Here is a 26,572-nt window from a genome sequence, read left to right on the forward strand (position 1 = left end):
AGCGCATTGGTGCCAATTTCTGTCATGATGGCGCCATGGCGGACCTCTCGCTCGACATCGCGCTCCTCAATTCGGATACCGAGCCCTTCCTCTTCGTCGCGATCGGACGCGAGGAGGGAGAACGCGGCTCGGCGCCGCATGCGCATGCGCGCGGGCAGTTGTTCGCGTCGATGCGCGGCGTGCTGACCGTGGGCGTGGAGCGCGCGGTATGGATCGTCCCCGCCATCCATGCCGTGTGGCTGCCGCCGCACCATGAACATTGGGCGGCCTCGCACGGCCCGTTCGAAGGCTGGGCGACCTATGTCGCCGAGAAAGTGTGCGCCACCCTGCCCGCCACGCCGCGGGCGATCCGCACATCCGGGCTGCTGCGCGAGGCGGTGCTGCGCGCGGCGGACTGGCCGCTGACGCCGCTCGATGCGGCGATGGCCAATGTCGCCGCGGTCATCCTCGACGAGATCCGCACCCTCCCGCCCGAACCGCTCGGCCTGCCGATGCCGCGCGATCCCCGCCTCGCCCGGATCGCGCAGGCGCTGATCGCCGATCCCGCCGACGGCCGCGACCTCGATGCCTGGGCCCGCTGGGCCGGCGCCAGCGCCCGCACGGTCAGCCGCCGCTTCGTGACCGAGACCGGCTTCACCTTCACCGCCTGGCGCCAGCGCGCCCGGCTGCTGCGGTCGCTGGAGATGCTGGCGACGGGCGCTGCGGTAACGCACGTGGCGCTGGATCTGGGCTTCTCCACCGCGAGCGCGTTCATCGCGATGTTCCGGCAGGCGTTCGGGGAGACCCCGGCGGCGTATCGGCGGCGGCTTTAGCCCAGCGCCAGTTCCTCCAGCCGCGCCAGCCGCTCCGCCGAAATCGGAATCCCCTCCCGCAAGGTCTGTGCGCGGGTGGCGAAGCGGCGGTCGCCGGGGAGGCGGTCCTGCCCGGCGGCGTGCATCTGGGCGATCAATCGTTCGACGCGGGCGGTGAAGCCGGCCAGCGTGCCGCCGCGGGCGGGGTCGATCAGGATCAGGCACTGGCCGGTGCAGGGCGTCTGCGCGCCAGGATGCGCGGACCAGTCGACCTCGAACGAGAATTGCCCGCCGGTCAGCGCCGCCGCCATGATCTCGATCATCATCGCGATCCCCGATCCCTTGTGGCCGCCGAACGCGAGCAGCGCGCCGCCGTCGAGCACCGCGGCGGGATCGGTGGTCGGCCGGCCATCCGCATCGACGCCGGTGCCGGGCGGCAGCGCATGGCCCTCGCGGCGCGCGATCTGGACGTCGCCATGCGCCATCGCGCTCGACGCCTGATCGAACACCAGAATGCCGCCATCGGCGCGCGGCGCCGCGAAGCCCATCGGGTTGGTGCCGTAGACCGGCCGGCTGCCGCCGTGCGGCACCACCACCGCCATGCTGTTGACCAGCGCCAGCGCGACCAGCCCCTGTTCTGCGAACGGCTCGACATCGGGCCAGAGCGCGGCGAAATGGTGCGAGCGGCGGATCGCGACGACGCAGCAGCCCGCCTCCCGCACCTTGGCGAGCGCGCGCGGCGTCGCCGCGGCAAGCGCCGGCTGGGTGAAGCCGTTGGCGGCATCGACGCGGACGAAGGCGGCGCCGACATCCTCGACCACCGGCACCGCGCGCGGATCGACCCAGCCGCTCTGCAAGGTCGAGACATAGCCGTCGATCCGGAACAGGCCGTGGCTCGCCGCGCCGTCGCGCTCGGCCCCGGCGCAGTTGCGCGCGAGGATCTCCGCGACCGCGGCCGAAGCGCCATGCGCGACGAAGATGCGGCGGAGCAGCGCGACCAGCGCGTCGAAATCGATCCTCGTCATCGCCTCTGGTCCCGGTGCACAGCCTGCAACCGCCGCTAGCATCGTTGCGGCTTGCGCTCACCCCGCAAAACCGCTTCATTTCGTGTCAGGGGGTTCAATGGCGCACGATCCACTCGATCTCGACGAGCTTCGCCGCCGCTATGCCGGATCCGGCGGCGCCGACATCCACGATCCGCATTTCCGCGCGGTGGCGGAGGCCAATTTCAAGGATGGCGACAAGCGCCGCTGGCCGTTCGCCGACCCCTCCACATTGCTCGACGCGCGCTTCATCGCCAACGGCCTCGATCCCGAGACGCTGAACACGCTCGACGTCGCGCTGATCGGCGTGCCGATGGACCTGGGCGTCACCAACCGGCCCGGCGCGCGCTACGGCCCGCGTGCCGTCCGCGCGATCGACCGGATCGGGCCCTACGAACATGCGCTGCGGGTCGCGCCGATGGGCGCGCTGGCGGTGGCCGATGTCGGCGACGTGCCGATGCGCAGCCGCTACGACCTGGCGCAGTGCCATGACGATATCGAGCAATGCTACCGGATGATCGCGGGCACGCGCGCGATCCCGCTGTCGGTGGGCGGAGACCATTCGATCACCGCCGCGATCATGAAGGGGCTGGGCGCGCGCGGGCCGATGGGCATGGTGCATGTCGATGCGCATTGCGACACCGCGGGCGTCTATGAGGGATCGAAGTTCCACCACGGCGCGCCGTTCCGCGAGGCGGTGCTGGCGGGCGTGCTCGATCCGAAGCGCTCGATCCAGATCGGCATCCGCGGCGGCGCCGAATATCTGTGGGAATTCTCCTACGCGTCCGGAATGACGGTGATCCACGCCGAGGAGGTCGCCGAGATGGGCATGCCGGCGGTGATCGCGAAGGCGCTGGCGGTGGTGGGCGACGGGCCGACCTATGTCTCGTTCGACGTCGACGCGCTCGACCCGGTCTATGCGCCCGGCACCGGCACGCCCGAGATCGGCGGGCTTTCGACGCGCGAGGCGCTGCAACTGCTGCGTGGCATCGCCGGCATAGACATCATCGGCGGTGACGTGGTGGAAGTCGCGCCCGAATATGATCCCAGCACCAACACCGCGCAGGCCGCGGCGCAGATGCTGTTCCAATTGCTCTGCCTGGTGCAATTGAAGCGGTGAGCGCAGCTGCGGCGCCCGAACCGCCACTGCGCAGGGGCATCACCGGGCCCGGCTATTTCTCGCTCGCCTTCGGCACCATCGTCGGTTCCGCCTGGATGGTGCTGATGGGCGAATGGGTGGGGCCCGCGGGGCCGGGCGGCGCGATCATCGCCTTCCTCGGCATGACCCTGCTGATGATCCCGATCGCCGCCGCCTATGCCGAGCTGGTCGCGCGGGTGCCGCGCGCGGGCGCCGAGTTCGTGTTCGTCGAAAAGGCGATCGGCCCGCGCACCGGCTTCGTCACCGGCTGGTTCCTGACGCTCTATTATGTCGGCATCACCGCGTTCGAGGGGCTGGCGCTCTCCTGGTTCCTCGAAATCCTCGTGCCGTCGCTCGGCGGCATGACGCCGCTCTACAGCTTTCTCGGCAAGCCGATCACCGCGCTCGACCTCGGCGTGGGGCTCACCGGCGCGGTGGCGATCACCCTGCTCAACATGTCGGGCGCGCGGGTGGCGGTCGGGTTCCAGAAGATCGTCACCTTCGGCTTCCTCGGCGCATCGCTGCTGCTGATCCTGTTCGGCTGCGTGCGCGGCGATCCCGCCAACTGGCAGCCGATGTTCGAATCGACGCAAGGGCGCAGCTTCGCCGGCGGGCTGTTCGTGATGCTGGGGGTGGCGGGCATGTGGCTTTCCGGCTTCCAGACCGCCGCCTCCGCGGTGGAGGAACGCGCGCCGGGCACCAGCTTCCGCACCGTGGCGCGGGCGATGATGATCGCGGTGGGGGTGGCGGCGATCTTCTACAGCCTCATCATCCTCGCCTCTTCCTCGCTGCTGCCGTGGCGCGAGCTGACCAGCGGCGCGCTGCCGGTGGCCGCCGCGTTCGACCATGCGCTGCCCGGCGGGCTGGCGACGCGCGCGATCCTGGTCGTCGCGATGGCCTCGCTGGTGAAGACGTGGAACGCGATGCACCTCAGCGCCACCCGCGTCATCCTCGCGCAGGCGCGCGCCGGCTTCCTTCCCGCCGGGCTCGCGCATATCGACGCGGCGACGGGGGCACCGCGGCGCGCGGCGCTGCTGGTGGGGATGTGGACCGGCATCGGCGTGCTCGCCGGCCGCGGCGCGATCGGGCCGATCATCTCGATGAGCACGATGTGCACCACAGCCATCGCGGTGCTGGCGCTGGTCGCGCTGCTGCGGCTGCGCAGGGCGGAGCGCGATGCGCCGGCGCCCGCCTTCGTGTTTTCGGGCGGCACGCCGGCGCTGGTGGCGGTGATCCTCGGCGCGGCGGTGGTCGCCTCGGCGGCGATCGCGACGCCGTTCGGGCTGGCGCCGGGGATGCCGGTGGAGATCTGGCTGATGATCGGCTGGGTGGCGCTGGGCAGCGCGCTGGTGGCGATGCGCAAGCTGCTGGCGCGAGCGCCGGTGGCGCGGCTGGCTTAGCGCTGCCGGATACCTGCATCAGTCATGCGCGGTTGGACATGCCCTCACCCCAGCCCGCGCAAAAACCCGACCAGCGCCGCCGCCAGCGCCTCGCCCTGCTCCTCCTGCACGAAATGCCCCGCGCCCTCGATCCGCACGTGCGGCGCCTTCGCCGCGCCGGGCACGCGCCGGCGGAACACATCCTCCCACGCCGCCGTCGCCGGATCGGCGTCGCTGAACGCGGTCGCGAACGGCCGGTCGAACCGCTCCAGCACGTCCCATGCGGCGCGGTTCTCGGCGATGCCGGGGGCATCCGCGTCCGCCGGGATCAATGTGGTGATCGCCAGCGCCGCCGCCTTGTGCCGCGCATCGGGAAAGGGCGCGTCATAGGCTGCCAGCACCGCGGGCGACGGGCGGGTGACGCAGGTGGCGGCAATGATCTCGCTCACCGCCAGATCGTCGCTCGTCCGGCACAGCTCGATCCATGGCGTCACGATCGGCCCCGGCCAGTCGGCGACGCCGCGCGGCGGCGGTTCGGCGTTGGGCAGCAGGGTGTTGGTGGCGAGCACGCCGGCGAAGCGATCGGGCATTTCGCTCAGCAGCCTCAGGCCGATCGGCCCGCCCCAATCCTGGCAGACCAGCACGATCCGCCGCAGATCGAGCTGCGCGACGAAATCGCGCATCCAGCACACGAAGCCGTCCTGGCTATAGGCGGCGCGGTCCACCGGCTTGTCCGACCGGCCGAAGCCGACATGATCGGGCGCCACCGCGCGCCAGCCGGCGGCGGCGACGGGGCCGATCAGCTTGCGGTAGAGGAAGCTCCAGCTCGGCTCGCCATGGAGCATCAGCACGGTGCCCGCCGCCCCCGCCCCGCCCTCGTCGAGATAATGCATCCGCAAGGCGCCGAGCGCGCCGCCATCGACGCTGAGATACTGCGGCGCGAACGGAAAATCGGGCAGCCCCGCGAAGCGCGCGTCGGGCGTGCGCAGCACCTCGTTCACCATGCCCCTCTCCAACATATTGCGAATCCCGTATCGCCCTTTGATACGCATCACGAATATAATCTTGCAACCCTATAGCGGTTCGCGCACGTTCCGCGCCGGACGGTCACGAGGCCGCTGGAGGAGAGGATCATGCTGTCACTGCAGGAATTGTCGGATCGCGTGGAGATCCAGGATCTGATCGCGCGCTATGCGCATGCGATCGACGATCAGGATTGGGACGCGCTGGACCGCGTGTTCACCGAGGATGCGGTGATCGACTATACCGAACTGGGCGGCGCAAAGGGCAGCCGCGCGGAGACCAAACGCTACCTCGCCGAGGCGATGCCCAGTTTCTCCGCCTTCCAGCATCTGTCCACCACCACAAGGCTCGATCTGGACGGAGACCGCGCCAAGGCGCGCACGATCCTGTTCAACCCGATGGTGATGCAGCATGAGGGGGAGGAGCGCGTGTTCTTCATCGGCCTGTGGTATTGCGACGACCTCGTCCGCACGCCCGAAGGCTGGCGCATCGCCCACCGGCGCGAGCAGAAATGCTGGTCCTACAACGCGCCGGCGGGGCTGCTGCCATGAGCGCGGGCGGCGTGATCAAGACGATCGGCTTCATGCCGCGCCGCCCCGACATCAGCCGCGCCCAGTTCCGCGAGTATTACGAGACGCGCCACGCGCCGCTGGCAGTGCCCTTGTTCCCCTTCATCCGCTATCGCCGCAACCATCTGGCCGACATGGAGGTGGAGCCGGGCTTCGACTGCATCTCCGAATTCTGGGTGCCCTCGCTCAACCGGATCGGCGAACTGATGGCCGGCGAAGTGGGTGACACGATGCGCGCCGACGAACGCAACTTCCTCGACCAGCCGCGCATCGTCGCGGCACTCGCGGATCCCGTAGCGACGGGGTCCGATGCGGGGAGCGTGATGGTGTTGCTGCGCAATGAGGGCGGCGATGTGGACGCGCTGGTCGCGGCGGCGCGGGAGGCCGGGGCCGGGCTGGATTTGCTATCGCCGATGGATGCGCGGCCGTTGCCTTGTGATGCGGTTTGGCGGTGTGATGGTGCGGCGGGGCTTTTGCCAACGGGATGGCATGTCGCCACGGCATTGCCAGTGGAAGCACGCGAAACGGAAGCACAGCAGTTGCGAGCCAGTGATTGATCGAACGATCAGAAACTGCCTGACATTTTATCCGGTAAGACCGGCTAGATAGCCCCGTGCTCTGTCATCTCAGAAACCGTCAACGCCATTTAGGCTTTGGGCTTTGATCTCCATAGCCAGTATGGCAACGGGAGCCGTGATCGTAAGGTTTCCACCCGCCATACGTTTAAACTCGACATTTCTCGCTGTGATGCGCAGCATTGCCACGAATGGAGGGACCAAGTGGCAAAGAAGCTCACGATTCAATATCGGCAGTTGAAAACTGATAACCTTTGGGAGGACATCGACCTAAAGGCAATGATCGTGGAAGTTTTGCGTCGGCGCGGCTGGGCTGAAACTGCCAAATCGAGAATCCTGAATCTGGATCAAGATGGAAGCTTGGTCATTCTTAACAAAATATCACCACCAGAGACATGGGACGGCCCCATATTTGCAGGTCAGATTATACATTTGCAAGATGGCACAGAGGTGCAGGCAGTCCTTCAATCCCTCGAAGATGACTCCCCTGAATTTGTTCTTCAGAATATTGACCTCGGGGCGCGCGCAAAGGTACTTCGCGGAGCCCTCTATTTCGCTGCTGTAGGCAATCATGTTGGGTTAATTGAAGGGCAGCAGGTTAAGGGCCGAACCCTTGAACGATACTTGACGGCACTTCTTCAGAAAGCCGATGAAATTGACCCAGAACAATTTGTAATATTGAATTCGAAATTCCTGACAGGTGACGGAAAAGAGCTTTCCGAATCGTCAGAGATCACCGTTTCTGCTGCGCCCAGCCACGGACCCGCTGCCGAAGGTCTACAACGTATTGTAGAGCGGGAGGCCGGTCACGCCACAGAACATGAGCAAGCAACTGTTTTTGACATTCTCCGCATACTCGGTTGGAGCAACGAGGCCCTCGTAAGCTTGGGCGAAGAGATTCCAGAAGGGGGATGGGTAGAAGGTTCCTTCAAGGTCTTCATCAAGGAACGGCAACGCAAGAAAAGGCCGATTTCCCGTGCAACGATCAATGAGGCACTCAGAAACATTGATCCAGCCGATCTCGGCCTCAAAGGTGATGGAAGTGAACGCGGCGGAATCGTCAAACTTTCCGTTCAACGCGAGGTTGACACAGTGGGCGGAGGTTCGCTTATCGATCCGCAATCTGCTATGGAACAGATTGTGAACGCCTTGCGTGAATGGGCCACCAGAGGAAAAATCGATTGCCAGTTCGAGTGACCGAATGGGCCGGCCTTACGATCGGCCTTATCGCTGGCGCCGCTTTGGCGCCAGCGACACTGAATGGTGACCCTGGCAGGCTTCTTAGCACCTTCCTCGGTCTGATTTCAGCGAGCATCTTACCAACCGTATCCCTGATCATTGCAAGCATGTCGTCTGGAGGCCGTTCCGTTATGGCGATCAATTCTCTTCAGAAAGAATTGGTCTCAGCGATAGACGCCCTGTTCTTTCTTCTGGCATGCGTCGGCATCGTGTTCGCCGCACTGTTTTCAATAAGCATCCCCACGCCAGCACTCCTGACAAGAATTCCATACCTGTCAACAGAAATATTCCCAAGATTTGGGCAATCCTTGGTGATTGGCGGGTCGGCATTAATCATCTTACGCGCCTGGCACGTTCCTGCAATTTTACGAAGCGCGCTTCGTATTAGGCATGATATTGCGGTCGACGAGGCGCGAAAGAAAACCGTTGAAAATGCAGCCCATTCTGCAAATACGGATAAGCTATTTCCTAGAGATTCTGAATTCGGAAAAACTATAAATCTTTCCGACCTCCAGTAGGGGTTTGTAAATCAGCATGAACTGGAACATGAATCTGACAACGAGGTAAATATGGCAAATCAGCGGCAACGCATTCGGATAGGGGAAAGCGAGCAACAGATTGAAAGGGTCGTTCGACGTCGTCGCGCAATGATTCCGCTCGGGATCGAAACTGGCTATGTTGAGCACCGGCATAGCGCGATACCAGTGTGGCGGCCGATCAATATGTTTGCGCTGGGTCTCGACTGCGGTTGGAGAGAGAACATGTGGCGCAGCATTCACAGGTGGAACCTTGCAGTCGGCCCAGATGGACCCGAAGTGGAGGGCGGTTTATCTGAGCACAACATCGCCGGAACGACCGTTTCACTTCCGGGCATTAACGTCGATATCTCACCCGCATTAAGGCGCTTTCTAAGTCAGCATTTGCAGTAACGTCTGGCGCGTGGCGCACATATGAAATCGGTCAAATTCAGAACGGAAAGAACATGCTGATCGCGGCGATCGCGGCGGCGCAGGTGATCAGGTTGAGCGGCAGGCCGACGCGGACGAAGTCCATGTAGCGATAGCCGGCCATCTGGTAGACCAGCACATTGGTCTGATAGCCGAACGGCGTCGCGAACGCCGCGCTCGCCGCCATCATCACCGCGACGAGGAACGGCCGGGGGCTGACGCCCAGGCTCTCGGCCAGCGCCACGGCGACCGGCGTCACCAGCACCGCGACCGTGGCGTTGGAGAGCAGTTCGGTCAGCACCATCGTCACCAGATAGAGCACGATCAGCGCCACCAGCGGGCTGAGCCCGTCGACGCCGGCGATCAGGATCCCCGAGGCGGCGGCGGCGAGGCCGCTCTGTTCCATCGCGATGCCGATCACGACCATGCCGGCGATCAGCATCAGGATCTCGGGCTTGAGCCCGCTATAGGCCTGATCGGCGCTGATCACGCGCAACAGGATCAGCAGCACCGCCCCGCCGAACGCGGTCGCCGCGATCGGCGCGACGTTGAGCGCGGCGAGCGCCACCGCGCCGGCGAACACGGCGAAGGCGGTCAGCGCCTTCACCGGCTGGAGCGGGCGACGCTCCGCGAAGAGGCTGGCATCGCCCACTTGCGCGCTGGCGATGTGCGAGGGCGTGGGCGGCGCAGGATCGCCGTCGCGCCGGTCGTCGGCATGCACGCCCCCCAGCAGGCGGTTGCTGAACAGGAACAGGTAGAGCCCGCCCGACAGCGCCACCGCCAGCCCGACCGGCGTGATCTCGAACATGCCGAAGCGCGGCTGGCCGGCGACGCGCGCCATATCGTCCACCAGCAGGTTGGTGGAGGTGCCGATCAGCGTGCAGCAACCGCTCAGCACGGTCACATAGGCGAGCGGCATGAGGAAGCGCTTGGGCGAGAGACCGAGCGCGTTGGCGACATCGCGGATGACCGGCGCGCCGAGCACGACGATGGGCGTGCTGTTGAGGACGCAGGAAACGCATCCGATCATCGCGAGCAGCAGCCAGATGCCCTTGGCGCCGAGCCGCCGGCACATCGCCGTGCCGCGTTCGATCGCGCGATCGAGCAGGCCCGACAGTTCGAGCGCGTAGGCGATGACGAACAGCGAGGCGAGCGCGACGATCGCGGGGCTGGCGAAGGCGCCCTGCAGATCCACCGGCCGGACGACGCCCGCCATCAGCAGCGCCGCCGCGCCGGTCAGCGCCGCCACGTCCGCCCGCAGCCGATCGAAGATCAGCACGAGCACGACAGCCCCAAGCACGAGCAGCGTCAGGATCTGATCGACCGTCATCCCCACCTGCCTCCGCTCCGCGCACGCCGCTGTCAACGCATCGATCGTCAACAGGCGTCATTGAGTGCTGGAGCAAGCGGCTGATTTTGCTAAGCTCCGGCTATGCGGGAGCCGAACCTCAGGACAAGCCGCCTCGCCATCGCCGGTGGCCTGATCGCCGCGATCGCCATCGGCGCCGCCGGGTTCCAGCTCGGCCGGCAGACGCTGCCGCAGCCACCGCCGGCGGCCACGCCGCTGCCGCTGCCGGAAGCGCCGCCGCGGGTGAAGGTGCAGCGCGTGCTGCAGCGTGCGGAGATCATCGCGCTCGCCGGCCAGGCCGCCGACGCGCTGGCAGCGAAGGCGCCGCTGCCCGACAGCGTCACCGCGGCTGCCGGCAACCGCTTCGACCTGATCCTGCCCTTCGGCTGCGACGGCCCCACCGCCGAGGGCAGCACGGCGCCGCTCCGCTGGACCTATGATTTCGACGCGCAGACGCTGCGCATCCATGTGGAACCGGCACGCTGGCAACCGTCCGACTGGGGGCTTGCGGAAAGCGCGCCCGCCGGCGAGCCGCCCCCCGACGATGCGCCGCCGCCGGAGCCCGCGCCCCGCATCGAGGGCTTCTGGATCGAGCGCCCCTGGTCGACGGCCGACCGATGCCCGCGCGGCACCGGCGCTGCCGCGCCCGCCGATGCGCAGCCGCCGGCGGCAACGGCCGAAACGCTCGCGGTTGCGCAGTTCATCCCCGCCGAGCCGCGCGCCACGGCAAAACCATCGTCCCGCGCGTTCGATACGGTCAAGCGGGTCGCGCCCGAGGCGCTCAAGGCGTCCCAGGGGTTCCGCATTCGCCTGACCGGCCGGATCGGATCGGTGCCGGACTGGGGGCCGGACAGGGGGCCGGAAAAGGGGCCGGTGCACTGCATCCAGACCGGCGGCATCGCCCAGCGCCCCGTCTGTGCCGTCGCCGTGACGCTGGACGAACTGCGGATCGAGAACCCCGAAAGCGACGACGTGCTGGCCACCTGGTCGCTCGCCAGAGCGGCGCGGGTGGAGTGAGGCGCCGCCCGCGCGCAGCTCAGATCGCCGTCTGCCCGCCATCCACCGCCAGCACCGCCCCCGTCACGAACCGCGCATCGTCCGACAGCAGAAACGCTACCGCCGCCGCGATATCCGCCGGTTGCGCCATCGGCCCGAGCAGCGGGGTCATGCGGCTGAACAGGCCCATGTCGACGCCGTCGATCGCGTCGAAGCCGCCGGCGATGAGGGGGGTGTCGACCGCGCCGGGGCAGATCGCGTTCACGCGCAGCCCGCGCGTCGCATATTCCGCGGCGACGGTGCGGGTAAGGCCGAGGACGCCGCTCTTGGACGCGGAATAGGCCGCGGCATAGGGCGTCGCGACGAGGCCGGCGGCGCTGGCGATGTTGACGATCGCACCCTTGGTCTCCGTCAGCGGCGGCAGCGCGGCGCGGGTCATCCGGAACACGCCGGAGAGGTTGACGGCGATCACCCGCGCCCATTCGGCGTCGCTGGTCGTCGCGACATGGCCGAAGCAGCCGATGCCGGCGACATTGGCAAGCCCGTCCAGCCGGCCGAAGCGTTCGACCGCCGCCGCCACCGCAGCGTCGCACGCGGCCGGGTCGGTCACGTCGAGCGCGATCGCGGCGCAACTGCCGCCGCTCTCCGCGCCCGTGCCGGCGAGGCTGGCGGCGGTCTCCTCCGCGCCGGCGAGGTTGATGTCGGCGCACAGCACCTGCGCGCCCTCCTCCACCAGCCGCGCCGCCGTCGCCCGGCCGATGCCGGAAGCGCCGCCGGAGACGAGGATGGCGCGGTTCTGGAAGCGTCGCATGTTGGTCTCTCCCTATTCTGTCGATTTAATCATCGCCCCCACCCCAACCGTTCGTGCTGAGCAGGGACTGAGCCTGGCGAGGGCCCGTATCGAAGCACCTGCTCCGCGTTTGACCCTTCGATACGCGTCTTCGACTTCGCTCAGCCGCTACTCAGGGCGAACGGCTTGGGGTTGGGGATCGGGGTTTTGGGATCGGATTGAGTGCACCCCCTCACACCAAGGTCGTCAGCGCCGCCAGATCGAGCGGGCGCAAGTCCGCCTCGCGCCCGTCGCGCACCTTCGCCGGCCATTCGGGATCGGCGAGCAACGAGCGGCCGACCGCGAGCAGGTCGAAGTCGCCCGCCGCCAGCGCTTCCGCCACCGCGTCCAGCCGCGCCAGCGACACGCCGGGCAGGCTGGCGCCGGGGGTCGCGGCTTCCTCCTCCGTAAACAGCCCGCCGAGACCGATCGAGCCGACCGCGATCGTCGGCAGGCCGGTGAGCGCCTTCGCCCAGGCGGCGAGGTTGCGCGGATCGCCGGCGAAAGCCGGTTCCCACGCCTCGCGCTGCGAGCAATGGAGGATGTCCGCCCCGGCCGCGACCAGCGGCGCGAGCAGCCGGCCAAGCTCCTCAGGCGTCTCGGCGATGCGCGCCTCATAGGCGTCGATCTTGAACTGCGAGAGGCGCAGCAGGATCGGGAAGTCGGGGCCGACCGCGGCGCGGCAGGCGGCGATCACCTCCGCCGGGAAGCGCGCGCGGTTTTCCGGCGGGCCGCCATAGACGTCGCCGCGGCGGTTGGTGGCGGGCCACAGGAACTGGTCGAGCAGGAAGCCGTGGCCGGCGTGGATCTCCACCCCGTCGAACCCGCGCGCCTGCGCTGCCGCCGCGGACAGGGCGAAGGCCTCGGCAACCGCCGCCATGTCCAGCCCGTCCATCGCTGATCCGCTGGGGCCGCGCCGCGCCTCCAGATCGGCGATGGCATAGCCGGAGGGGCCGATCGCGGGGGCGCCGCCCAGGGTCTCGGTCTTGCGCGCCATGCCGGTGTGCCAGAGCTGCGGCATCAGCTTGCCGCCGGCAGCGTGAACCTCCGCCAGCACCTCGCTCCAGCCGTCGAGCGCATCGTCGCCGAAGAAATGCGGGCCGGTGCCGTCATAATCGGCGAGGTCGTGCGCGATCGCGGCGGCGCCGGTGATGGCGAGCGCGACGCCGCCCTCGGCGCGGCGGCGGAAATAGCTGGCATAATCCGGGTGCGGCCGGCCGGCGGCGGCGTGGGCGCGGCCCATCGGCGACATGATGATGCGGTTGGGCAGGTTGAGGGTGCGGGAGTGAAACGGGGTGAAGAGCGCGTCGCGGGGGTTCGAAGCGTCGCTCATATCGCCCCCCTCCCCTTCAGGGGAGGGGTTGGGGGTGGGGAATGTCCGCCAGCGCCGATGGGAACGGACAGCCCCCACCCCAACCCGGCACGGGGTTGGACTGCCCCCGGCAGTCCAAGTCCAGTCCGGGGGACTGGACGACCCCACGCCCCTGAAGGGGAGGGGCTAAGCTCGGCCGCAAGCGCGCATACGCTTCGGCCGCTCACCGCCACCATGTCGCCCTTGCCAACATTCGTCGCCCTCTCCAAACTTTACGCACATTTACATATTCTTGTTCTCTTCCCTACACTATGCGGAGACATAATCAGCATTCAACATCAAAAATGAATGCAGAGCCCAAGGGGAGGACGGGATGCGGAGAGGGTGGCTGGTCGCGGGTGTGGCGGTGCTGGCGTGGCCCGGCATGGTCGCGGCGCAGGAGGCGGAGCAACGGCAGGAGCCGCTCGAGTTCATCTACTCATCCGCTCGCATCACCAAAGACGACATCGTGGTCACCGCGCGGCGGCGCGAGGAGAGTGCACAGGATGTGCCGATCGCGCTGACCGCGCTCAGCGGGGCGCAGGTGACGGTGCCGGGGACGATCGGCCTCGCGCAGGTGCAGCAGCTTGCGCCCAGCCTGCAGCTCACCGCCACCAACCCGCGCAACACCAACATCAACATCCGCGGGCTCGGCGCGACGCCGGCCTTTGCCAGCCTGGGGCTGGAATATGGCGCCGGCGTCTATGTCGACCAGGTCTATTACAGCCGGCCGGCGCAGACCGCGTTCGACCTCTACGACCTCCAGCGCGTGGAGGTGCTGCGCGGGCCGCAGGGCACCCTGTTCGGCAAGAACACCACCGCCGGCGCGATCAGCCTGACCACCGAGGCGCCATCCTTCACCCCCGGCTTCCGCGGCGAGATCAGCCTCGGCAATTACCGGACGCTGCAGGCGCGCGCCACCGGCACCGCGCCGATCACCGACAGCATCGCGGTGCGGCTGACGGTGACGAACACGCTGCGCGACAAGGGCTTCCAGACCATCCCCCGGCAGGGCGGCCGGCGCGTGCACGATCTTGCCAGCTTCGGCGCGCGCGGGCAGATCCTGTTCGACAACCACGACGCGTTCAGCCTGCGGCTGATCGGCGACTATTCCTCGCTGGAGCAGGATTGCTGCACCGGCGTGACCACCACGATCCGCACCACGCGGATCGACGGCACCGCCCTGCCCAACAATTTCCTGATCCGCACCGCCCGCGCCGGCTACGCGCCGCTGCCGATCGATCCCGATGCGCGGCAACTGGAGACCAACCGGCCGTTCAGCGTCGACATGGAGACCTATGGCGGCACCGCGATCGCCGACTATGATCTGGGCGCGGCGACGATCACCTCGGTCACCGGCTGGCGCAAGCTGGATTACAAGCCGGCGACCGATGGCGACGTGATCGGGCTCGACATCTTCGAGAATGCCGGCGTGCGCGAGACGCAGGAACAGTTCAGCCAGGAACTGCGCGTCGCCAGCAACGGCAAGCGCACGATCGATTATGTCGCCGGGCTCTATTATTTCTGGCAGCGCATCGATGATCGCTTCTTCACCATCTATGGCCGCGACGCCGCGCTCTGGATCCTGGGGCCGGCGACACCCGGAGGCACCGCGCCCTCGGTCGGCGGCCAGGCGGCGCTCAACGGGCTGTTCGCGGATGGCAGCGCCACCGCGCGGACGCGCAGCTATGCCGCGTTCGGCGAGGCGACGTGGAACATCGCCGATACGCTGAGCCTCACCGGCGGACTGCGCTATACGCACGAGAAAAAGGATGGCGCGTTCGGCCAGATCCAGCGCGGGCCGGCGCTGACGCCGGGCGAAGTGCTGCTGGGCGCGCAGGCGATCCGCAACGCCTTTGCCGCCAACATCCCGACCTTCCTCGCGGAGACCAGGGAGGACAATCTATCCGGCCGCGCCACCGCATCGTGGAAGCCGGTGGAGGGCGTGCTCGCCTATGTCACCTATGCGCGCGGCTTCAAGTCGGGCGGGCTCAACCTCAACGCCACCGCCGCGCCCAGCGTGATCGATCCGGAAAAGGTACAGAATTGGGAAGCCGGCCTGAAGACGCAGTTTCTCGATGATCGCGTGACGCTGAACCTCGCCGCCTTCACCCAGACGGTGCGCAACTATCAGAGCCAGCAGATCGACACGCGGATCGCGCAGACCGCCTATATCGCCAATGTCGGCACCGTGCGCTCGCGCGGGCTCGAGATGGATGTGCGGGTGCGGCCGGTGACGGGGCTCAGCCTGTTCGCCTCGGGCGCCTATACCGATGCCACCTATCGCAGCTTCACCAACGCCCCCTGCCCGGTCGAATATCTCGGGCTGGCGACGGTGTGCGACCTCAGCGGCCGGCGGCTGCCCGGCGTTTCAAAATGGGCGGCGAGCGTGGGCGGCGAATATCGCGCGGCACTCGGCAACGGGCATGAGATCGTGTTCGCGGCGGACCATGCCTATCGCTCGAGCTTCTACACCACCTACAATCTCGCGGCGGACTCGCTGGCAGGCAGCTATCACGTGACCAACGCCAGCATCGGCCTGCGCGCGGCGGACGGGCAATGGGGCGTGGCGCTGTTCGCGCGCAACCTGTTCGACACGACCTACGAAAGCATCATCAACCCGTCCGCGTTCAACACGGGGCAGTCGACGGCGATCCTGGGCGATCCGCGGACATGGGGCGTGACGTTGCGGACGGCGCTGTGAGGGTCGCCGATGATCGAGGCCGTGCCGCCCTGCCCCCTCCCCCCTCGGGGGGAGGGTTGGGGAGAGGGGGGAGTCGCGCCGAGCGTAAAGGTCTGACGGGCTGGCTCGATCAGGCTTCGGACATGTCCGACACGGCTTTGCGCATAGCGCGACTCCCCCCTCTCCCCGTCCCTCTCCCCAAGGGGCGAGGGGGCGCGGCGGCACCTCCTTTCGCGCCCCGCGGCATCTGCGCGGAGGGGCTATGACCTCCCCCAACATCCTCCTCATCGTCGCCGACGATCTCGGCTTCTCCGACCTCGGCTGCTTCGGCGGCGAAATCGCCACCCCGCACCTCGACGCGCTCGCTCATGCCGGCACGCGCTTCACCGATTTCCATTCCGCCCCCGCCTGTTCGCCGACACGGGCGATGCTGATGACGGGGACCGATCCGCACCTCGCCGGCATCGGCACGATGCTGGAGGTGGCCCAACCCGGCTTCGCCGGCGCGCCGGGGTATGAAGGGCATCTTAACGACCGCGTCGTGACCGTCACCGAATTGCTGCGCGATGCCGGCTATCACACCTTGCTGTCGGGCAAATGGCACCTCGGCGAGACCGCGACGAGCATCCCCGCCGCGCGCGGCTTCGATCGGTCCTTCGCGTTGCTGCCCGCCGGTGCCAGTCATTTCGCCGGCGAGGGGCTCGACCGCTTCTCGATCGTCACCACGGCCTATCAGGAGGATGGCCGGCCGGTGGATCGCCTGCCGGACGATTTCTACTCCTCCGACTATTTCACCGACCGGCTGATCGCCTATCTCGCCGAGCGCCCCCGCGATCGGCCCTTCTTCGCCTATCTGCCGTTCAGCGCCCCGCACTGGCCGCTGCAGGCGCCCGACGCCAGCATCGCGCGCTATCGTGGCCGTTACGACGATGGGCCGGAGGCTTTGCGCGCGGTGCGGCTCGCCCGGCTGCGCGAGATGGGGTTGTGCCCGCCCGATGCGGTGCCGCATCCCTTCGTCGACGGGCAGGACTGGGCGACGCTGACGCCGGCGCAGCGCGCCTGGTCCGCGCGGACGATGGAGGTCTATGCCGGCATGGTCGACCGGATGGACTGGAATGTCGGCCGCGTCGTCGAGGCGCTTCGCACCGCCGGCGATCTCGACGACACGCTGATCCTGTTCCTCTCGGACAATGGCGCGGAGGGCGCGATGGTGGAGGCGATGCCGATCGTCGGCAAGATGATCGCCGCGCAGATCGACGCGCATTTCGACAACAGCCTCGACAATCTCGGCGGGCCGACGAGCTGCTGCTGGTACGGGCCGCGCTGGGCGCAGGCGGCCACCGCCCCGTCCCGCCTGCACAAATCCTTCCCGACCGAGGGCGGCATCCGCGTGCCCTTCTTCGCCAGCGGCCCCGGCGTGCGCGCAGGCGCGATCAGCCACGCCTTCGGCACCGCGATGGACGTGCCGATGACGCTGCTGGAGCGCGCCGGCCTTGGTTTTCCCGCCGATTATCAAGGCCGCCCGGTGGAGCGGCCGCGCGGCCGATCGATGGCCGCGCACCTCGCGGACGGCGGCGCCCCCATCCACCCCGCCGGCACCGAGACCGGATGGGAATTGTTCGGCCGCCGCGCGATCCGCCGCGATCAGTGGAAGGCCGTGTGGATGCGTCCGCCCGAAGGCGTCGGCGCGTGGCAGTTTTACGATCTTGCCGACGACCCCGGCGAAACCCGCGACCGCGCCGCCGACCAGCCCGCGCAGCTGGCGGCACTCGTCGCGGCCTGGGAGGATTATGTGCGGCAGGTGGGCGTGGTCGAGGGGCCGGTGAGCCTGTTCGAGATCGACGCGGGATGAGCGTTGCCGGCGAACGGCTGACCCGCGCGCATGTCGGGCTGATCGCGATGCTCGCGCTGGTGGTGATGTTCGAGGGGTTCGACATCAGCGCGACCAGCGTCGTGCTGCCCTATCTCGCGAAGGACTTCGGCGCCGCCGCGCCCGAGTTGGGCCGCGCGCTCGGGATCATCGCGCTGGGGTCGATCGCCGCGTGGCTGCTGGTGCGGCTGGGTGACCGCTTCGGCAGGCGACCGATCCTGCTGCTGTCCGCCACCGGCTTCTCGCTGGGATCGCTGGCGACGGTGCTGTCGGAATCGGTCGCGCACTATACCGCGATCCAGCTCGTCACCCGCGCGCTGCTGGTGACGCAGATCGCCACCGCCTATCTCATCGTCAGCGAGAGCCTGCCGCCCGCCGCGCGCGGCCGCGCCAACGGGCTGCTCGGCGCGTTCGGCAGCTTCGGGGCCGCATTGCCCTTCCTCGTGCTCGCGCCCGCGCTCGCCAGTCCGCTCGGCTGGCGGACCTTGTTCGTGATCGGCGCGCTGCCGCTGCTGCTGACGCCGCTGCTGCTGTGGAAGCTCGCCGAGACCCCGGTGTGGCTGGCCGCGCAGGCGGAGGGACGCCCCCGCCTTTCGGCGTTGGGCGAGGTGCGGCGGCTGGTGGCGCGCGACCTGCGCGGGCGGTTCGTCGCGATGAGCCTGTTGTGGCTGATCGTCAATTTCGCCACCGCGGTCTCCAGCCTGTTCTTCACGCTCTATGCGGTGCAGGAACGCGGCTGGGTTCCCGGCGATTTCGCGCGGATCGCGCCGATCGGGCTCGCCGGCTGCTTCCTGGGCTATCTCGGCACCGGCTGGCTGCTCGACCTGATCGGCCGGCGCTGGACGGTGAGCGTGATGATGGCCGCGCTCGGCGGCCTCACCCAGTTCTGCTACACCGCCGGGAGCTGGTGGGCGGTCGCCGCCGGCTTCCTCGGGCTGCAGGCGGCGCTGGGGGTGTGGGTGGCGGCCTACACGCTCAATTCCGAACTCTTCCCCACCGAATTGCGCGCCGCCGCCAATGGCTGGTGCCACAACCTGATCGGCCGCTGGGGCGTGGTGATCGCGCCGGTGGTGCTGGGCGGGCTCACCGCGAGGCTGGGCGCGATCGGCCCGGCGGCGGCGTGGCTGGCGTTCAGCGCCTATCTCGCGATCCCGCTGGTGTGGCTCGCCCTGCCCGAAACGCGGGCGCGCGCGCTCGATGCGGGCTAGCCGCCGACGTGTCCCTTCTCGCGTTACGTGTCCTTCTCGAGCAGTTCGCGCGGCACGCGCACGTTGATGATCGCCAGCCGCACCTCATAGGCGAAGGATACCAGCCCCGCGGTCAGCAGCATCATCGCCAGCACGAACAAGATCGCCACCGGCACGGCGGCGCGGAGCTGCGCGAGCGAGGCGACGAAAAGCAGCGCGACCAGCAGGCAGACCGCGATCGCGCTGGCGACGCTGAGCGCGATCGATGCGCTGACCACCTTGATGCGGCGGTCGATCAGCCGCAATTCCCACACATGGCGCTCATGCTCTGCACCGGTCGATTCCCCGTGCAGCGTCGCGAGAAAGCGCGAGCGATCGACGACGCGCTGCAGCCGCCCGGCCAACACGTTGAGGATGCCGCCGATGCCGGCCAGCAGAAACACGGGCGCGACCGCGAGCTGGATGGTGTGGGCGATGTCGGTTACGGCGGGTCCGCTGAGCATCGCACAAGGGTGACGATGCTCGATGACAGGGTCAAGCATCACGGCGGCGCGCGCCATGTTTCGATCGATGTCACTGGCGGGCGGCGGAAAAGGCCGATAGACAGGCCGCATATGCGCTCCGAGTATCGGCGTTTCGCCCGCTTCGCCCTTCCCCTGATCGCCGTCATGCTGGTTGCTCCGCAGATCGCGGCCGCCCAGCAGCAGTCGGCGCCCGCGACTGCGCAACCGCGCCCGGCGCAGCCGGCGCCCCGGGCTCCGCAGCCCGGATCCGCCGCGCCTGCGGCCGTCCCGGCACCCGCGGAGACGCCCTGGCTCTATGAGCGCAGCGACATCCCGCCCGACACCAACTGGCGCTTCGGCACGCTCGCCAACGGGCTGCGCTATGCCACCCGCGCCAACGGCGTGCCGCCGGGCCAGGTTTCGGTGCGGGTCGCGATCGATGCCGGTTCGCTGATGGAGCAGGACAGCGAGCGCGGCTTCGCCCACTTCATCGAGCATCTCAGCTTCCGCGGCTCCACCCACGTGCCCGATGGCGAGGCCAAGCGCATCTGGCAGCGCCTGGGCGCCAGCTTCGGCAGCGACACCAACGCGCAGACCACGCCGACCCAGACAATCTACAAGCTCGACCTGCCGCGCGCGACGCCCGAAAGCCTCGACGAGAGCCTGAAGATGCTCGCCGGCATGATGTCCGGCCCCACCTTCACCAAGTCCACGGTGGATACCGAGCGCGCCGTCGTCCTGGCCGAGAACCGCGAATCGCAGGGCGCGCAGCGCCGCGCGTTCGAAGTGCAGCAAAGCCTGCTCTTCGCCGGGCAGCCGCTCGCCAATCGCATGCCGATCGGCACCATCGAGACGCTGCGCGGCGCCACAGCGGAGTCGCTGCGCGCCTTCCACGATCGCTGGTATCGCCCGAACAAGGCCGTGATCGCGATCGCGGGTGACGGCGACCCGGCGATCTTCGCGCAGATGATCCAGAAGCATTTCTCCGCGTGGCAGCCCAAGGGGCCGAACCCGCCGGAGCCGGACTTCGGCGATCCCGATCCCAACCAGCCGGTCAGCCGCGTGCTGGTCGAGCCCTCGCTGCCGCCGCTGCTGACCTTGGCGACTTTGCGGCCGTGGCGCTTCAAGGACGACACGATCGTCTACAATCAGGGCAAGATGCTCGATCAGCTCGCGATGATGATCATCAATCGCCGGCTGGAGACCCGCGCCCGCGCCGGCGGCAGCTATATCGCCGCGCAGGTGAGCTTCGACGATGTCGCGCGCTCCGCCAACGCGACCACGATCTTCGTCCAGCCGATCGGCGAGGACTGGAAGACGGCGCTGACCGACGTCCGCACCGTGATCGCCCAGGCCAAGGAAGTGGCGCCGAGCCAAGCCGAGATCGAGCGCGAATGGCAGGAGCTTGACGAGGCGCTGAACGTCCAGGTGCAGACGTCGCGCACCGAGGCAGCCGCCAAGCAGGCGGAAGACATCCTCCAGGCGGTCAATATCCGCGAAACCACCGCGTCGCCGCAGGTGATCCTCGACATCTTCCGCGGCATGAAGGGCCAGGCGACCCCGCAGCGCATGCTGGAAGGCACCCGCCGCCTGTTTACGGGCACCGCCGATCGCGCGCTGATGGTGACCCCGAAGGATATCCCCAACGGCGAGGCCGACCTCGCCGCGGCGGTGAAGACCGAGATCAAGGTCGACATCGCCGAGGCGCGCAAGGATCAGGCGCCGGTCGGCTTCGATCGGGTACCGCCGATCGGCGGCACCCCCGCCACCATCGTCAGCCGCGCACCGCTGTCGCTGCTGAACATGGAGACGGTGGAGCTGTCCAACGGCGTGCGGCTGGTGCTGTTCCCCAACAATGCCGAAGCCAACAAGATCATGGTCAATGTCCGCTTCGGCGGCGGCGTGCGCAGCCTGTCGCCCAGGAAGCAGACGCCGCACTGGGCGGGCGAGGCGGTGCTCTATGCCAGCGGCATCGGCGATCTCGGCGCCGACGAGCTCGACCGGCTGACGAGCGCCCGGCGCATCGGCATCCAGTTCGAGACCGAGGAGGACGCGTTCGAGCTCAAGTCGGTCACGCGCGCCGCGGATCTGGAGGATCAGCTTCACCTGATGGCGGCGCAGCTGAGCTTCCCGAAGTGGGACGAGGCCCCGATCAAGCGCCTCCGCGCGGCGATGCTCGCGGGCTATGAGGCGCAGTCCGCCAACGCATCGGCGGTGATGAACCGCGAGCTGCCGTCGCTGCTCAAGAGCGGGGATCCGCGCTGGAGCACGCCGTCCCGCAAGGAGATCGAGGCGCTCGACGGCAAGGCGTTCCGCCGGCATTTCGAGCCGCTGCTGAAGGAAGGCCCGATCGAGGTGCTGCTGTTCGGCGATTTCGAGACCGAACAGGCGATTGCTGCCGCGGAAAAGACCTTCGGCGCGCTCGCCAAGCGCAAGCCAGTGACGGGTCCGGGCGCCCCTGCCCGCTTCCCCGCGCACAACACCAAGCCGGAACTGCGCTATCATAACGGCCCCGCCGACCAGGCCGCGGCGACGATCGCCTGGCCGACCGGCGGCGGCATCGCCGGCATCGCCGAGAGCCGCCGGCTCGAGGTGCTCTCGCAGATCTTCAGCGACCGCCTGTTCGACCGCTTCCGCCAGGAACAGGGCGCCAGCTACAGCCCGTTCGTGTCGACGAGCTGGCCGGTGGGCATGGACACCGGCGGCTATATCTTCGCGATGAGCCAGATCGAGCCCGATCAGGTCGCCGCCTTCTACCGCATGGTCAACGAGATCGCGGTCGAATTGGCGACCAAGCCGGTAACGGCGGATGAGCTTGAACGTGCGGTGGGGCCGATGCAGCAATATGTCGCGCGCGCATCGAGCGGCAACACCTTCTGGATCGAGCAGCTCGGCGGCGTATCGACCGATCCGCGCCGCGCCGCGGCGCTGCGCCAGCTTCCCCAGGATCTCGCATCGATCACGCCCGAGGTGTTGCAGGCGACTGCGGCCAAATATCTGCTGCCGGGCAAGAGCTTTTCGCTGACGGTGCTGCCCAAGCCGGGGGCGCCGGCAACTGCGGCGCCCGCGCTTCCGGCGCCCGGCGGGCTGCCGGCACCGGTGCCGCCGACGGGTACGCCGCAGCCATAAGGCCAAGGCAATCGCCGGCGCTCAGAGCCGGCGCCCGACCCAGAGCACGCGGCCGACAATGCCGACGCGGTCGGCCGCGATGCCCAGCCAGTCGCGGTAGTGACGGTTGTCGCTGAGCACGTCGATGCCGCCATCGGGGCGCAGGGCGAGCCGCTTGACCTGCAGCGCCTCGTCCAGCCGCAGCACGTAGATGCCGTCGCGCAGCCGCCCCGCGGCATCGCCCGCGTCGACCAGTATGTCATCGCCATGGCCGAGCGTCGGCAGCATCGAATCGCCCTCAACGCGGATCACCGAGAGCGCGGCGGGGCTGCTGCCCACCTGCCGCAGCCAGGGCGCGGGAAACGGCATTCGATCGCGAATCCGCTCCTCCCCCGCGATCGCCCCCGGCCCCGCCGATGCGCCGATCGCCAGCCGCGGCACGAGGATCACGTCGAACTGCGCGTCGGCGCCGGCCGCCTGTTCAGCCGGTGCAGCGGTCGCGCTGCGATCCGGCGGGCCGCCCAGTTCGGCCTCGGGCACGCCCAGATAGGCCGCCAGCTTGCGCCGCTCCTCCTCGCCCAGCCGGCGCGGGGTGCCGCGTTTGATATATTGCTGGATATAGGCGCTGTTGCGGCCGAGCATGCGCGACAGCGACGCATAATCCTCCCCCCGCGCGCGGATCGCGGCGTCGAGCGCGGCCCTGGGATCGGAGTCGGTCATGGCAGGAAGATAAGGGTAGGAAAAATCCTAGACAAGTAGGATTTGGATAGGAAGATGAGGTGCCGAAGCGGGCGAACGAATCGCCCGCCGGGATGAACGATGACCCTGCTCCGCGAGATCGAGCGCCATCTGCGCGCCACGTCCACCTCCGCCACGCGGTTCGGCCGCGAGGCGTTGGGCGACCCCCGGCTGGTCCATGATCTGCGCGCCGGCCGTGAGCCGCGCCCGGCGACGGTGGCGCGCGTCCGCGCCTTCATCGCCGGGCATCAGCCGCTGGAGGTCACTCCGCCGGCACCGGCTCCGCTTCCGTTACTGCCTGGATCAGAGCCCTGCTGAACGCGGGGACGTCATCGGGATTGCGGCTGGTGATGATGTTGCGGTCGATCGCCACCTCGCGGTCGACCACCTCCGCGCCGGCATTGGCCAGATCGGTGCGGATCGACGGCCAGCTGGTGACGGTGACGCCGCCGATGACGTCCGCCTCGGCGAGCAACCACGGCGCGTGGCAGATCGCGGCCACCGGCTTGCCGGCATCGACGAAGCGCTTGACGATCTCGATGGCCGTCGCCTCGGTGCGCAACGCGTCCGGATTGGCGACGCCGCCGGGCAGCAGCAGCGCGTCGTAGGCCGCGCAATCCACCTCGTCGAGCAGCAGGTCGGGCGTGATCGTCTCGCCCTTTTCATCATGCTTCATGCCCTGGATCGGCTCGCGCTTGGGCGATGCGAGATGAACCGTGGCACCGGCATCGATGAGCGCCTCGCGCGGGCCGAACAACTCGACCTGCTCGAAACCGTCGGTGGCGAGAATGAGGATTTTGGCATCGGCGATGCTCGTCATGGCAGCCTCCTTCAAGGGTTGCGAATTGCGAATGTCGCGCCAGCGTTTGGCCGGCAGCGCGGTTCCGGAACGAAGCGGCAGGGCGAAAGTTGGACACGGCATGACGAAGGCCACAAAGAAAAGCCCGCCCGGGGAGAGTCCAGCCTCACCGCCGCAGGCGCTCTGCTTCATTGACGATGCGCTGCCCGGCATCACCCGCCGCAAGCTTCGCCACGGCTGGGGCTATTGGGATGAAACCGGCCAGCGCATCACCGACCGCAAGGAGATCGACCGCCTCAACCGGATCGCCTTGCCCCCCGCCTATCGCGACGCCTGGTTCTGCCCGTTGCCGCACGGCCATATCCAGGCGACCGGCTATGACGAACGCGGCCGCAAGCAATATCGCTACCACACCGATTTCCGCGCCGCGCGCGATGCCGAAAAATATGATCGCTGCGCCGCCTTCGGCCGCGCGCTGCCGCTGTTGCGCGCGCGGGTGGAGGCGGATCTCGCCGGACGCGGGCTCGGCCGCGACAAGGCGGTGGCGGCGGTGGTCCGGCTGCTCGATCTCGGCCGCGTGCGGATCGGCAACGAGACCTATGCGAAGACGAACAAGAGCTTTGGCGCGACGACGCTGCGCAGCCGTCATGCCGCGGTGCGCGGATCGACGCTGAAGCTCCAGTATCGCGCCAAGAGCGGCAAGGTGCAGATGCTGACCATCTCGGACCGGTCGCTCGCGCGTTTCGTCAAGAAGTGCCAGGATCTGCCGGGCCAGCACCTGTTCCAGTATCTCGACGACGAGGGCGAGGCGCACCCCGTCACCTCCACCGACGTCAACGCCTATATCCGCGAGGCGATGGGCAATGATTTCACCGCCAAGCATTTCCGCACCTGGGGCGCGAGCGTGATCGCCTATGACGCCTTGTGCCACGCGGAAGAGAAGCATCCGTCGATCAAGGCGCTGCTCGAACCCGTCGCCGCGGCGCTGGGGAATACCCCGGCGATCGCGCGCAAATCCTATGTCCACCCTGCCTTGCTTACCTTGTGCGGCACGCCCTGCGCCGGTTGTGCCTTGCCCCGCCCCCGCCAGACCAAATATCTCAGCCCGGCGGAACGCGGGCTGATCGACTGGCTCGAGACCGCGGCAACGCAAGCAACCAAGGCAGCCTGACCCGGATGACCAACGCCACCGCCACCGCCGCCAACAGTTCGGCACCCGCCGCCGCGAAGACCCCGGCGGCGTCCCTGCCCGACCTCGAGGCCACCGCGCGCGATTTCGGCAACTGGATTTCGGACCACACGATGCATGTCGTGATCGGTGCGCTGATCGGCGTCGGCATCGTCTTCCTGCTGATGAGCCTCCGCTCGGTGGGGTTGCGGCTGTGCCGCTACGATCCGAACCGCACGCACTGGCGCGGGATCATCGGCCGCGTGGTCGCCGCGACCCAGTTCTGGTTCATGGTGATCGTCGCGATCCAGGCGACCGCGACCTACGCCTCGACCCCGCCGACGCTGCTGGCGATCATCCGCGCGATGTTCGTGGTCGCGATGATGCTGCAGGCGGCGATCTGGCTGCGCGAACTGATTCTCGGCGTCATCGAGCATCGCGCCGGCACGCTCGACGATCATAGCGGGCTGCAAAGCGCCCTCGGCATCATCCGACTGCTGGTGACGGTCGCGCTGTTCGCGGTCGCCGCGATCCTGATCCTCGCCAATCTGGGCGTGAACGTGTCCGGCCTGATCGCGGGCCTGGGCATCGGCGGCATCGCGATCGGCCTCGCCGCGCAGGGCATCTTCTCCGATCTGTTCGCGGCGCTCTCGATCCTGTTCGATCGCCCATTCCGTCGCGGCGATTCGGTGAAGTGGGATACGACCTCAGGCACGGTCGAGGCGATCGGCCTCAAGACCACGCGGGTGCGCGCGCTGACCGGCGAGCAGATCGTGATCTCCAACACCAACCTGCTCAACAAGGAATTGTACAACCTCGCCCGGCTCGACCGCCGTCGCATCGCGGTGGTGCTGGGCGTAATCTACCAGACGCCGGTCGCGACGCTGGCGCGCATTCCGGAGATGATGAAGGCGATCGTCGAGGCGGAAGAAAGCTGCACCTTCTTCCGCTGCGTGCTGAGCGCCTTCAACGCCTCCAGCATCGATTTCGATTTCCAGTTCGACGTGCATCACGAGGATTATGCCCATGTGCTGGCGCGCAAGCATAATGTGATGCTCGCCATCCTGCAGGCCTTCGAGAAGGAAGGCATCGAGTTCGCCTACCCCACGCAGACGAGTTTCACGGCTGCGCCGGACGGCAAGGCGATCATGCCTTATCCGGCGGTGCAGATGGTGTCCGATGTCGGTGACCGCGACGTCGACACGCCGGTTCCGCCGCAGGGGCCCGGCTCTGGCGGCGGCTCGGCAGGACCCGCGAACTGAGCAGATCATAAGCGAACAGGCTGGTG

The 26,572-nt window shown here is 68.0% G+C and carries 24 protein-coding genes; 16 read left to right on the plus strand and 8 right to left on the minus strand.

Annotated elements, in window-relative coordinates:
- Positions 1–35: 35 nt before the first annotated feature.
- Entirely contained in the window at positions 36–812 is a 777-nt protein-coding gene (locus NX02_RS14160; protein ID WP_025292855.1) for an AraC family transcriptional regulator, read from the plus strand.
- Here NX02_RS14160 and NX02_RS14165 read toward each other — a convergent pair.
- Positions 809–1,816 carry an Ldh family oxidoreductase gene (locus NX02_RS14165; RefSeq protein WP_025292856.1) on the minus strand — a complete coding sequence of 336 codons (1,008 nt, stop codon included), beginning with the start codon at positions 1,814–1,816 and terminating at the stop codon, positions 809–811. The genes NX02_RS14160 and NX02_RS14165 overlap by 4 nt on opposite strands.
- 97 nt (positions 1,817–1,913) lie before the next feature.
- Between NX02_RS14165 and speB the strand changes: the two genes are divergently transcribed.
- Both speB and NX02_RS14175 read left to right on the plus strand, forming a co-directional pair.
- A complete protein-coding gene (gene speB / locus NX02_RS14170; protein WP_025292857.1) occupies positions 1,914–2,954 on the plus strand; it encodes an agmatinase in 1,041 nt (346 codons plus the stop codon).
- Positions 2,951–4,372 (plus strand): APC family permease, encoded by a 1,422-nt coding sequence (locus tag NX02_RS14175; protein ID WP_025292858.1) that lies wholly within the window; start codon positions 2,951–2,953, stop codon positions 4,370–4,372. The genes speB and NX02_RS14175 overlap by 4 nt, the downstream gene beginning before the upstream one ends.
- Positions 4,373–4,416: 44 nt before the next feature.
- Here NX02_RS14175 and NX02_RS14180 read toward each other — a convergent pair whose 3' ends face one another.
- On the minus strand, positions 4,417–5,355 hold the full coding sequence (locus NX02_RS14180) for a haloalkane dehalogenase (protein WP_039996592.1): 939 nt from the start codon (positions 5,353–5,355) through the stop codon (positions 4,417–4,419).
- 129 nt (positions 5,356–5,484) lie between these two features.
- Here NX02_RS14180 and NX02_RS14185 point away from each other — a divergent pair, with 129 nt between their 5' ends.
- From NX02_RS14185 to NX02_RS32995, 5 genes are all read left to right on the plus strand, one after another.
- Positions 5,485–5,925, plus strand: a complete 441-nt coding sequence (locus NX02_RS14185) for a nuclear transport factor 2 family protein (RefSeq protein ID WP_025292860.1) — start codon at positions 5,485–5,487, stop codon at positions 5,923–5,925.
- An 11-nt stretch (positions 5,926–5,936) separates the two neighbouring features.
- Positions 5,937–6,500 (plus strand): EthD domain-containing protein, encoded by a 564-nt coding sequence (locus NX02_RS14190; RefSeq protein WP_245648849.1) that lies wholly within the window; start codon positions 5,937–5,939, stop codon positions 6,498–6,500.
- 222 nt (positions 6,501–6,722) lie between these two features.
- Positions 6,723–7,715 carry a hypothetical protein gene (locus NX02_RS32470; RefSeq protein WP_158014020.1) on the plus strand — a complete coding sequence of 331 codons (993 nt, stop codon included), beginning with the start codon at positions 6,723–6,725 and terminating at the stop codon, positions 7,713–7,715.
- Positions 7,712–8,275: a hypothetical protein gene (locus tag NX02_RS32475; protein ID WP_158014021.1), complete on the plus strand. Its 564-nt coding sequence runs from the start codon at positions 7,712–7,714 to the stop codon at positions 8,273–8,275. The genes NX02_RS32470 and NX02_RS32475 overlap by 4 nt, the downstream gene beginning before the upstream one ends.
- A 51-nt stretch (positions 8,276–8,326) precedes the next feature.
- Positions 8,327–8,686: a hypothetical protein gene (locus NX02_RS32995; protein ID WP_162232681.1), complete on the plus strand. Its 360-nt coding sequence runs from the start codon at positions 8,327–8,329 to the stop codon at positions 8,684–8,686.
- A gap of 37 nt (positions 8,687–8,723) precedes the next feature.
- On the opposite strand, the gene NX02_RS14210 is transcribed toward NX02_RS32995, so the two are convergent.
- Positions 8,724–10,034 (minus strand): SLC13 family permease, encoded by a 1,311-nt coding sequence (locus tag NX02_RS14210; RefSeq protein WP_025292865.1) that lies wholly within the window; start codon positions 10,032–10,034, stop codon positions 8,724–8,726.
- Positions 10,035–10,136: 102 nt separating this feature from the next.
- Between NX02_RS14210 and NX02_RS14215 the strand changes: the two genes are divergently transcribed.
- Positions 10,137–11,069, plus strand: coding sequence for a hypothetical protein (locus NX02_RS14215; protein WP_025292866.1), 933 nt, complete (start codon positions 10,137–10,139; stop codon positions 11,067–11,069).
- 19 nt (positions 11,070–11,088) lie between these two features.
- On the opposite strand, the gene NX02_RS14220 is transcribed toward NX02_RS14215, so the two are convergent.
- Both NX02_RS14220 and NX02_RS14225 read right to left on the minus strand, forming a co-directional pair.
- A complete protein-coding gene (locus NX02_RS14220) occupies positions 11,089–11,859 on the minus strand; it encodes an SDR family NAD(P)-dependent oxidoreductase (RefSeq protein ID WP_025292867.1) in 771 nt (256 codons plus the stop codon).
- Positions 11,860–12,070: 211 nt separating this feature from the next.
- Positions 12,071–13,210 carry an oxidoreductase gene (locus tag NX02_RS14225; RefSeq protein ID WP_025292868.1) on the minus strand — a complete coding sequence of 380 codons (1,140 nt, stop codon included), beginning with the start codon at positions 13,208–13,210 and terminating at the stop codon, positions 12,071–12,073.
- Between the two features lie 352 nt (positions 13,211–13,562).
- Between NX02_RS14225 and NX02_RS14230 the strand changes: the two genes are divergently transcribed.
- The 3 genes from NX02_RS14230 to NX02_RS14240 all read left to right on the plus strand — a co-directional run bounded on the left by NX02_RS14230 (position 13,563) and on the right by NX02_RS14240 (position 18,989).
- A complete protein-coding gene (locus NX02_RS14230) occupies positions 13,563–15,932 on the plus strand; it encodes a TonB-dependent receptor (protein ID WP_025292869.1) in 2,370 nt (789 codons plus the stop codon).
- A gap of 241 nt (positions 15,933–16,173) precedes the next feature.
- The gene (locus NX02_RS14235) at positions 16,174–17,763 is read left to right on the plus strand and encodes an arylsulfatase (protein ID WP_025292870.1); all 1,590 of its coding nucleotides are present in this window, start codon (positions 16,174–16,176) and stop codon (positions 17,761–17,763) included.
- On the plus strand, positions 17,760–18,989 hold the full coding sequence (locus tag NX02_RS14240; protein WP_025292871.1) for an MFS transporter: 1,230 nt from the start codon (positions 17,760–17,762) through the stop codon (positions 18,987–18,989). The genes NX02_RS14235 and NX02_RS14240 overlap by 4 nt, the downstream gene beginning before the upstream one ends.
- Before the next feature lie 23 nt (positions 18,990–19,012).
- On the opposite strand, the gene NX02_RS14245 is transcribed toward NX02_RS14240, so the two are convergent.
- On the minus strand, positions 19,013–19,528 hold the full coding sequence (locus tag NX02_RS14245; protein ID WP_245648850.1) for a DUF2721 domain-containing protein: 516 nt from the start codon (positions 19,526–19,528) through the stop codon (positions 19,013–19,015).
- A gap of 54 nt (positions 19,529–19,582) precedes the next feature.
- On the opposite strand from NX02_RS14245, the gene NX02_RS14250 reads away from it, so the two are divergent.
- Positions 19,583–22,600, plus strand: coding sequence for a M16 family metallopeptidase (locus NX02_RS14250; protein WP_025292873.1), 3,018 nt, complete (start codon positions 19,583–19,585; stop codon positions 22,598–22,600).
- Between the two features lie 21 nt (positions 22,601–22,621).
- Here NX02_RS14250 and NX02_RS14255 read toward each other — a convergent pair whose 3' ends face one another.
- The gene (locus NX02_RS14255; protein ID WP_025292874.1) at positions 22,622–23,299 is read right to left on the minus strand and encodes a LexA family transcriptional regulator; all 678 of its coding nucleotides are present in this window, start codon (positions 23,297–23,299) and stop codon (positions 22,622–22,624) included.
- Positions 23,300–23,398: 99 nt separating this feature from the next.
- Here NX02_RS14255 and NX02_RS31600 point away from each other — a divergent pair, with 99 nt between their 5' ends.
- On the plus strand, positions 23,399–23,635 hold the full coding sequence (locus NX02_RS31600) for a hypothetical protein (protein WP_084717794.1): 237 nt from the start codon (positions 23,399–23,401) through the stop codon (positions 23,633–23,635).
- Here the strand turns inward: NX02_RS31600 and NX02_RS14260 are convergent.
- On the minus strand, positions 23,580–24,137 hold the full coding sequence (locus NX02_RS14260; RefSeq protein ID WP_025292875.1) for a type 1 glutamine amidotransferase domain-containing protein: 558 nt from the start codon (positions 24,135–24,137) through the stop codon (positions 23,580–23,582). The two genes, NX02_RS31600 and NX02_RS14260, sit on opposite strands and share 56 nt — an antisense overlap.
- A 100-nt stretch (positions 24,138–24,237) precedes the next feature.
- On the opposite strand from NX02_RS14260, the gene NX02_RS14265 reads away from it, so the two are divergent.
- Together NX02_RS14265 and NX02_RS14270 are read left to right on the plus strand one after the other, a co-directional pair.
- Entirely contained in the window at positions 24,238–25,287 is a 1,050-nt protein-coding gene (locus tag NX02_RS14265) for a DNA topoisomerase IB (RefSeq protein WP_025292876.1), read from the plus strand.
- A gap of 5 nt (positions 25,288–25,292) precedes the next feature.
- Complete coding sequence (locus NX02_RS14270) at positions 25,293–26,546, plus strand: mechanosensitive ion channel family protein (RefSeq protein WP_025292877.1); 1,254 nt, start codon at positions 25,293–25,295, stop codon at positions 26,544–26,546.
- Positions 26,547–26,572 lie beyond the last annotated feature (26 nt).

The sequence above is a fragment of the Sphingomonas sanxanigenens DSM 19645 = NX02 genome, assembly GCF_000512205.2.
Classification (GTDB): domain Bacteria; phylum Pseudomonadota; class Alphaproteobacteria; order Sphingomonadales; family Sphingomonadaceae; genus Sphingomonas_D; species Sphingomonas_D sanxanigenens.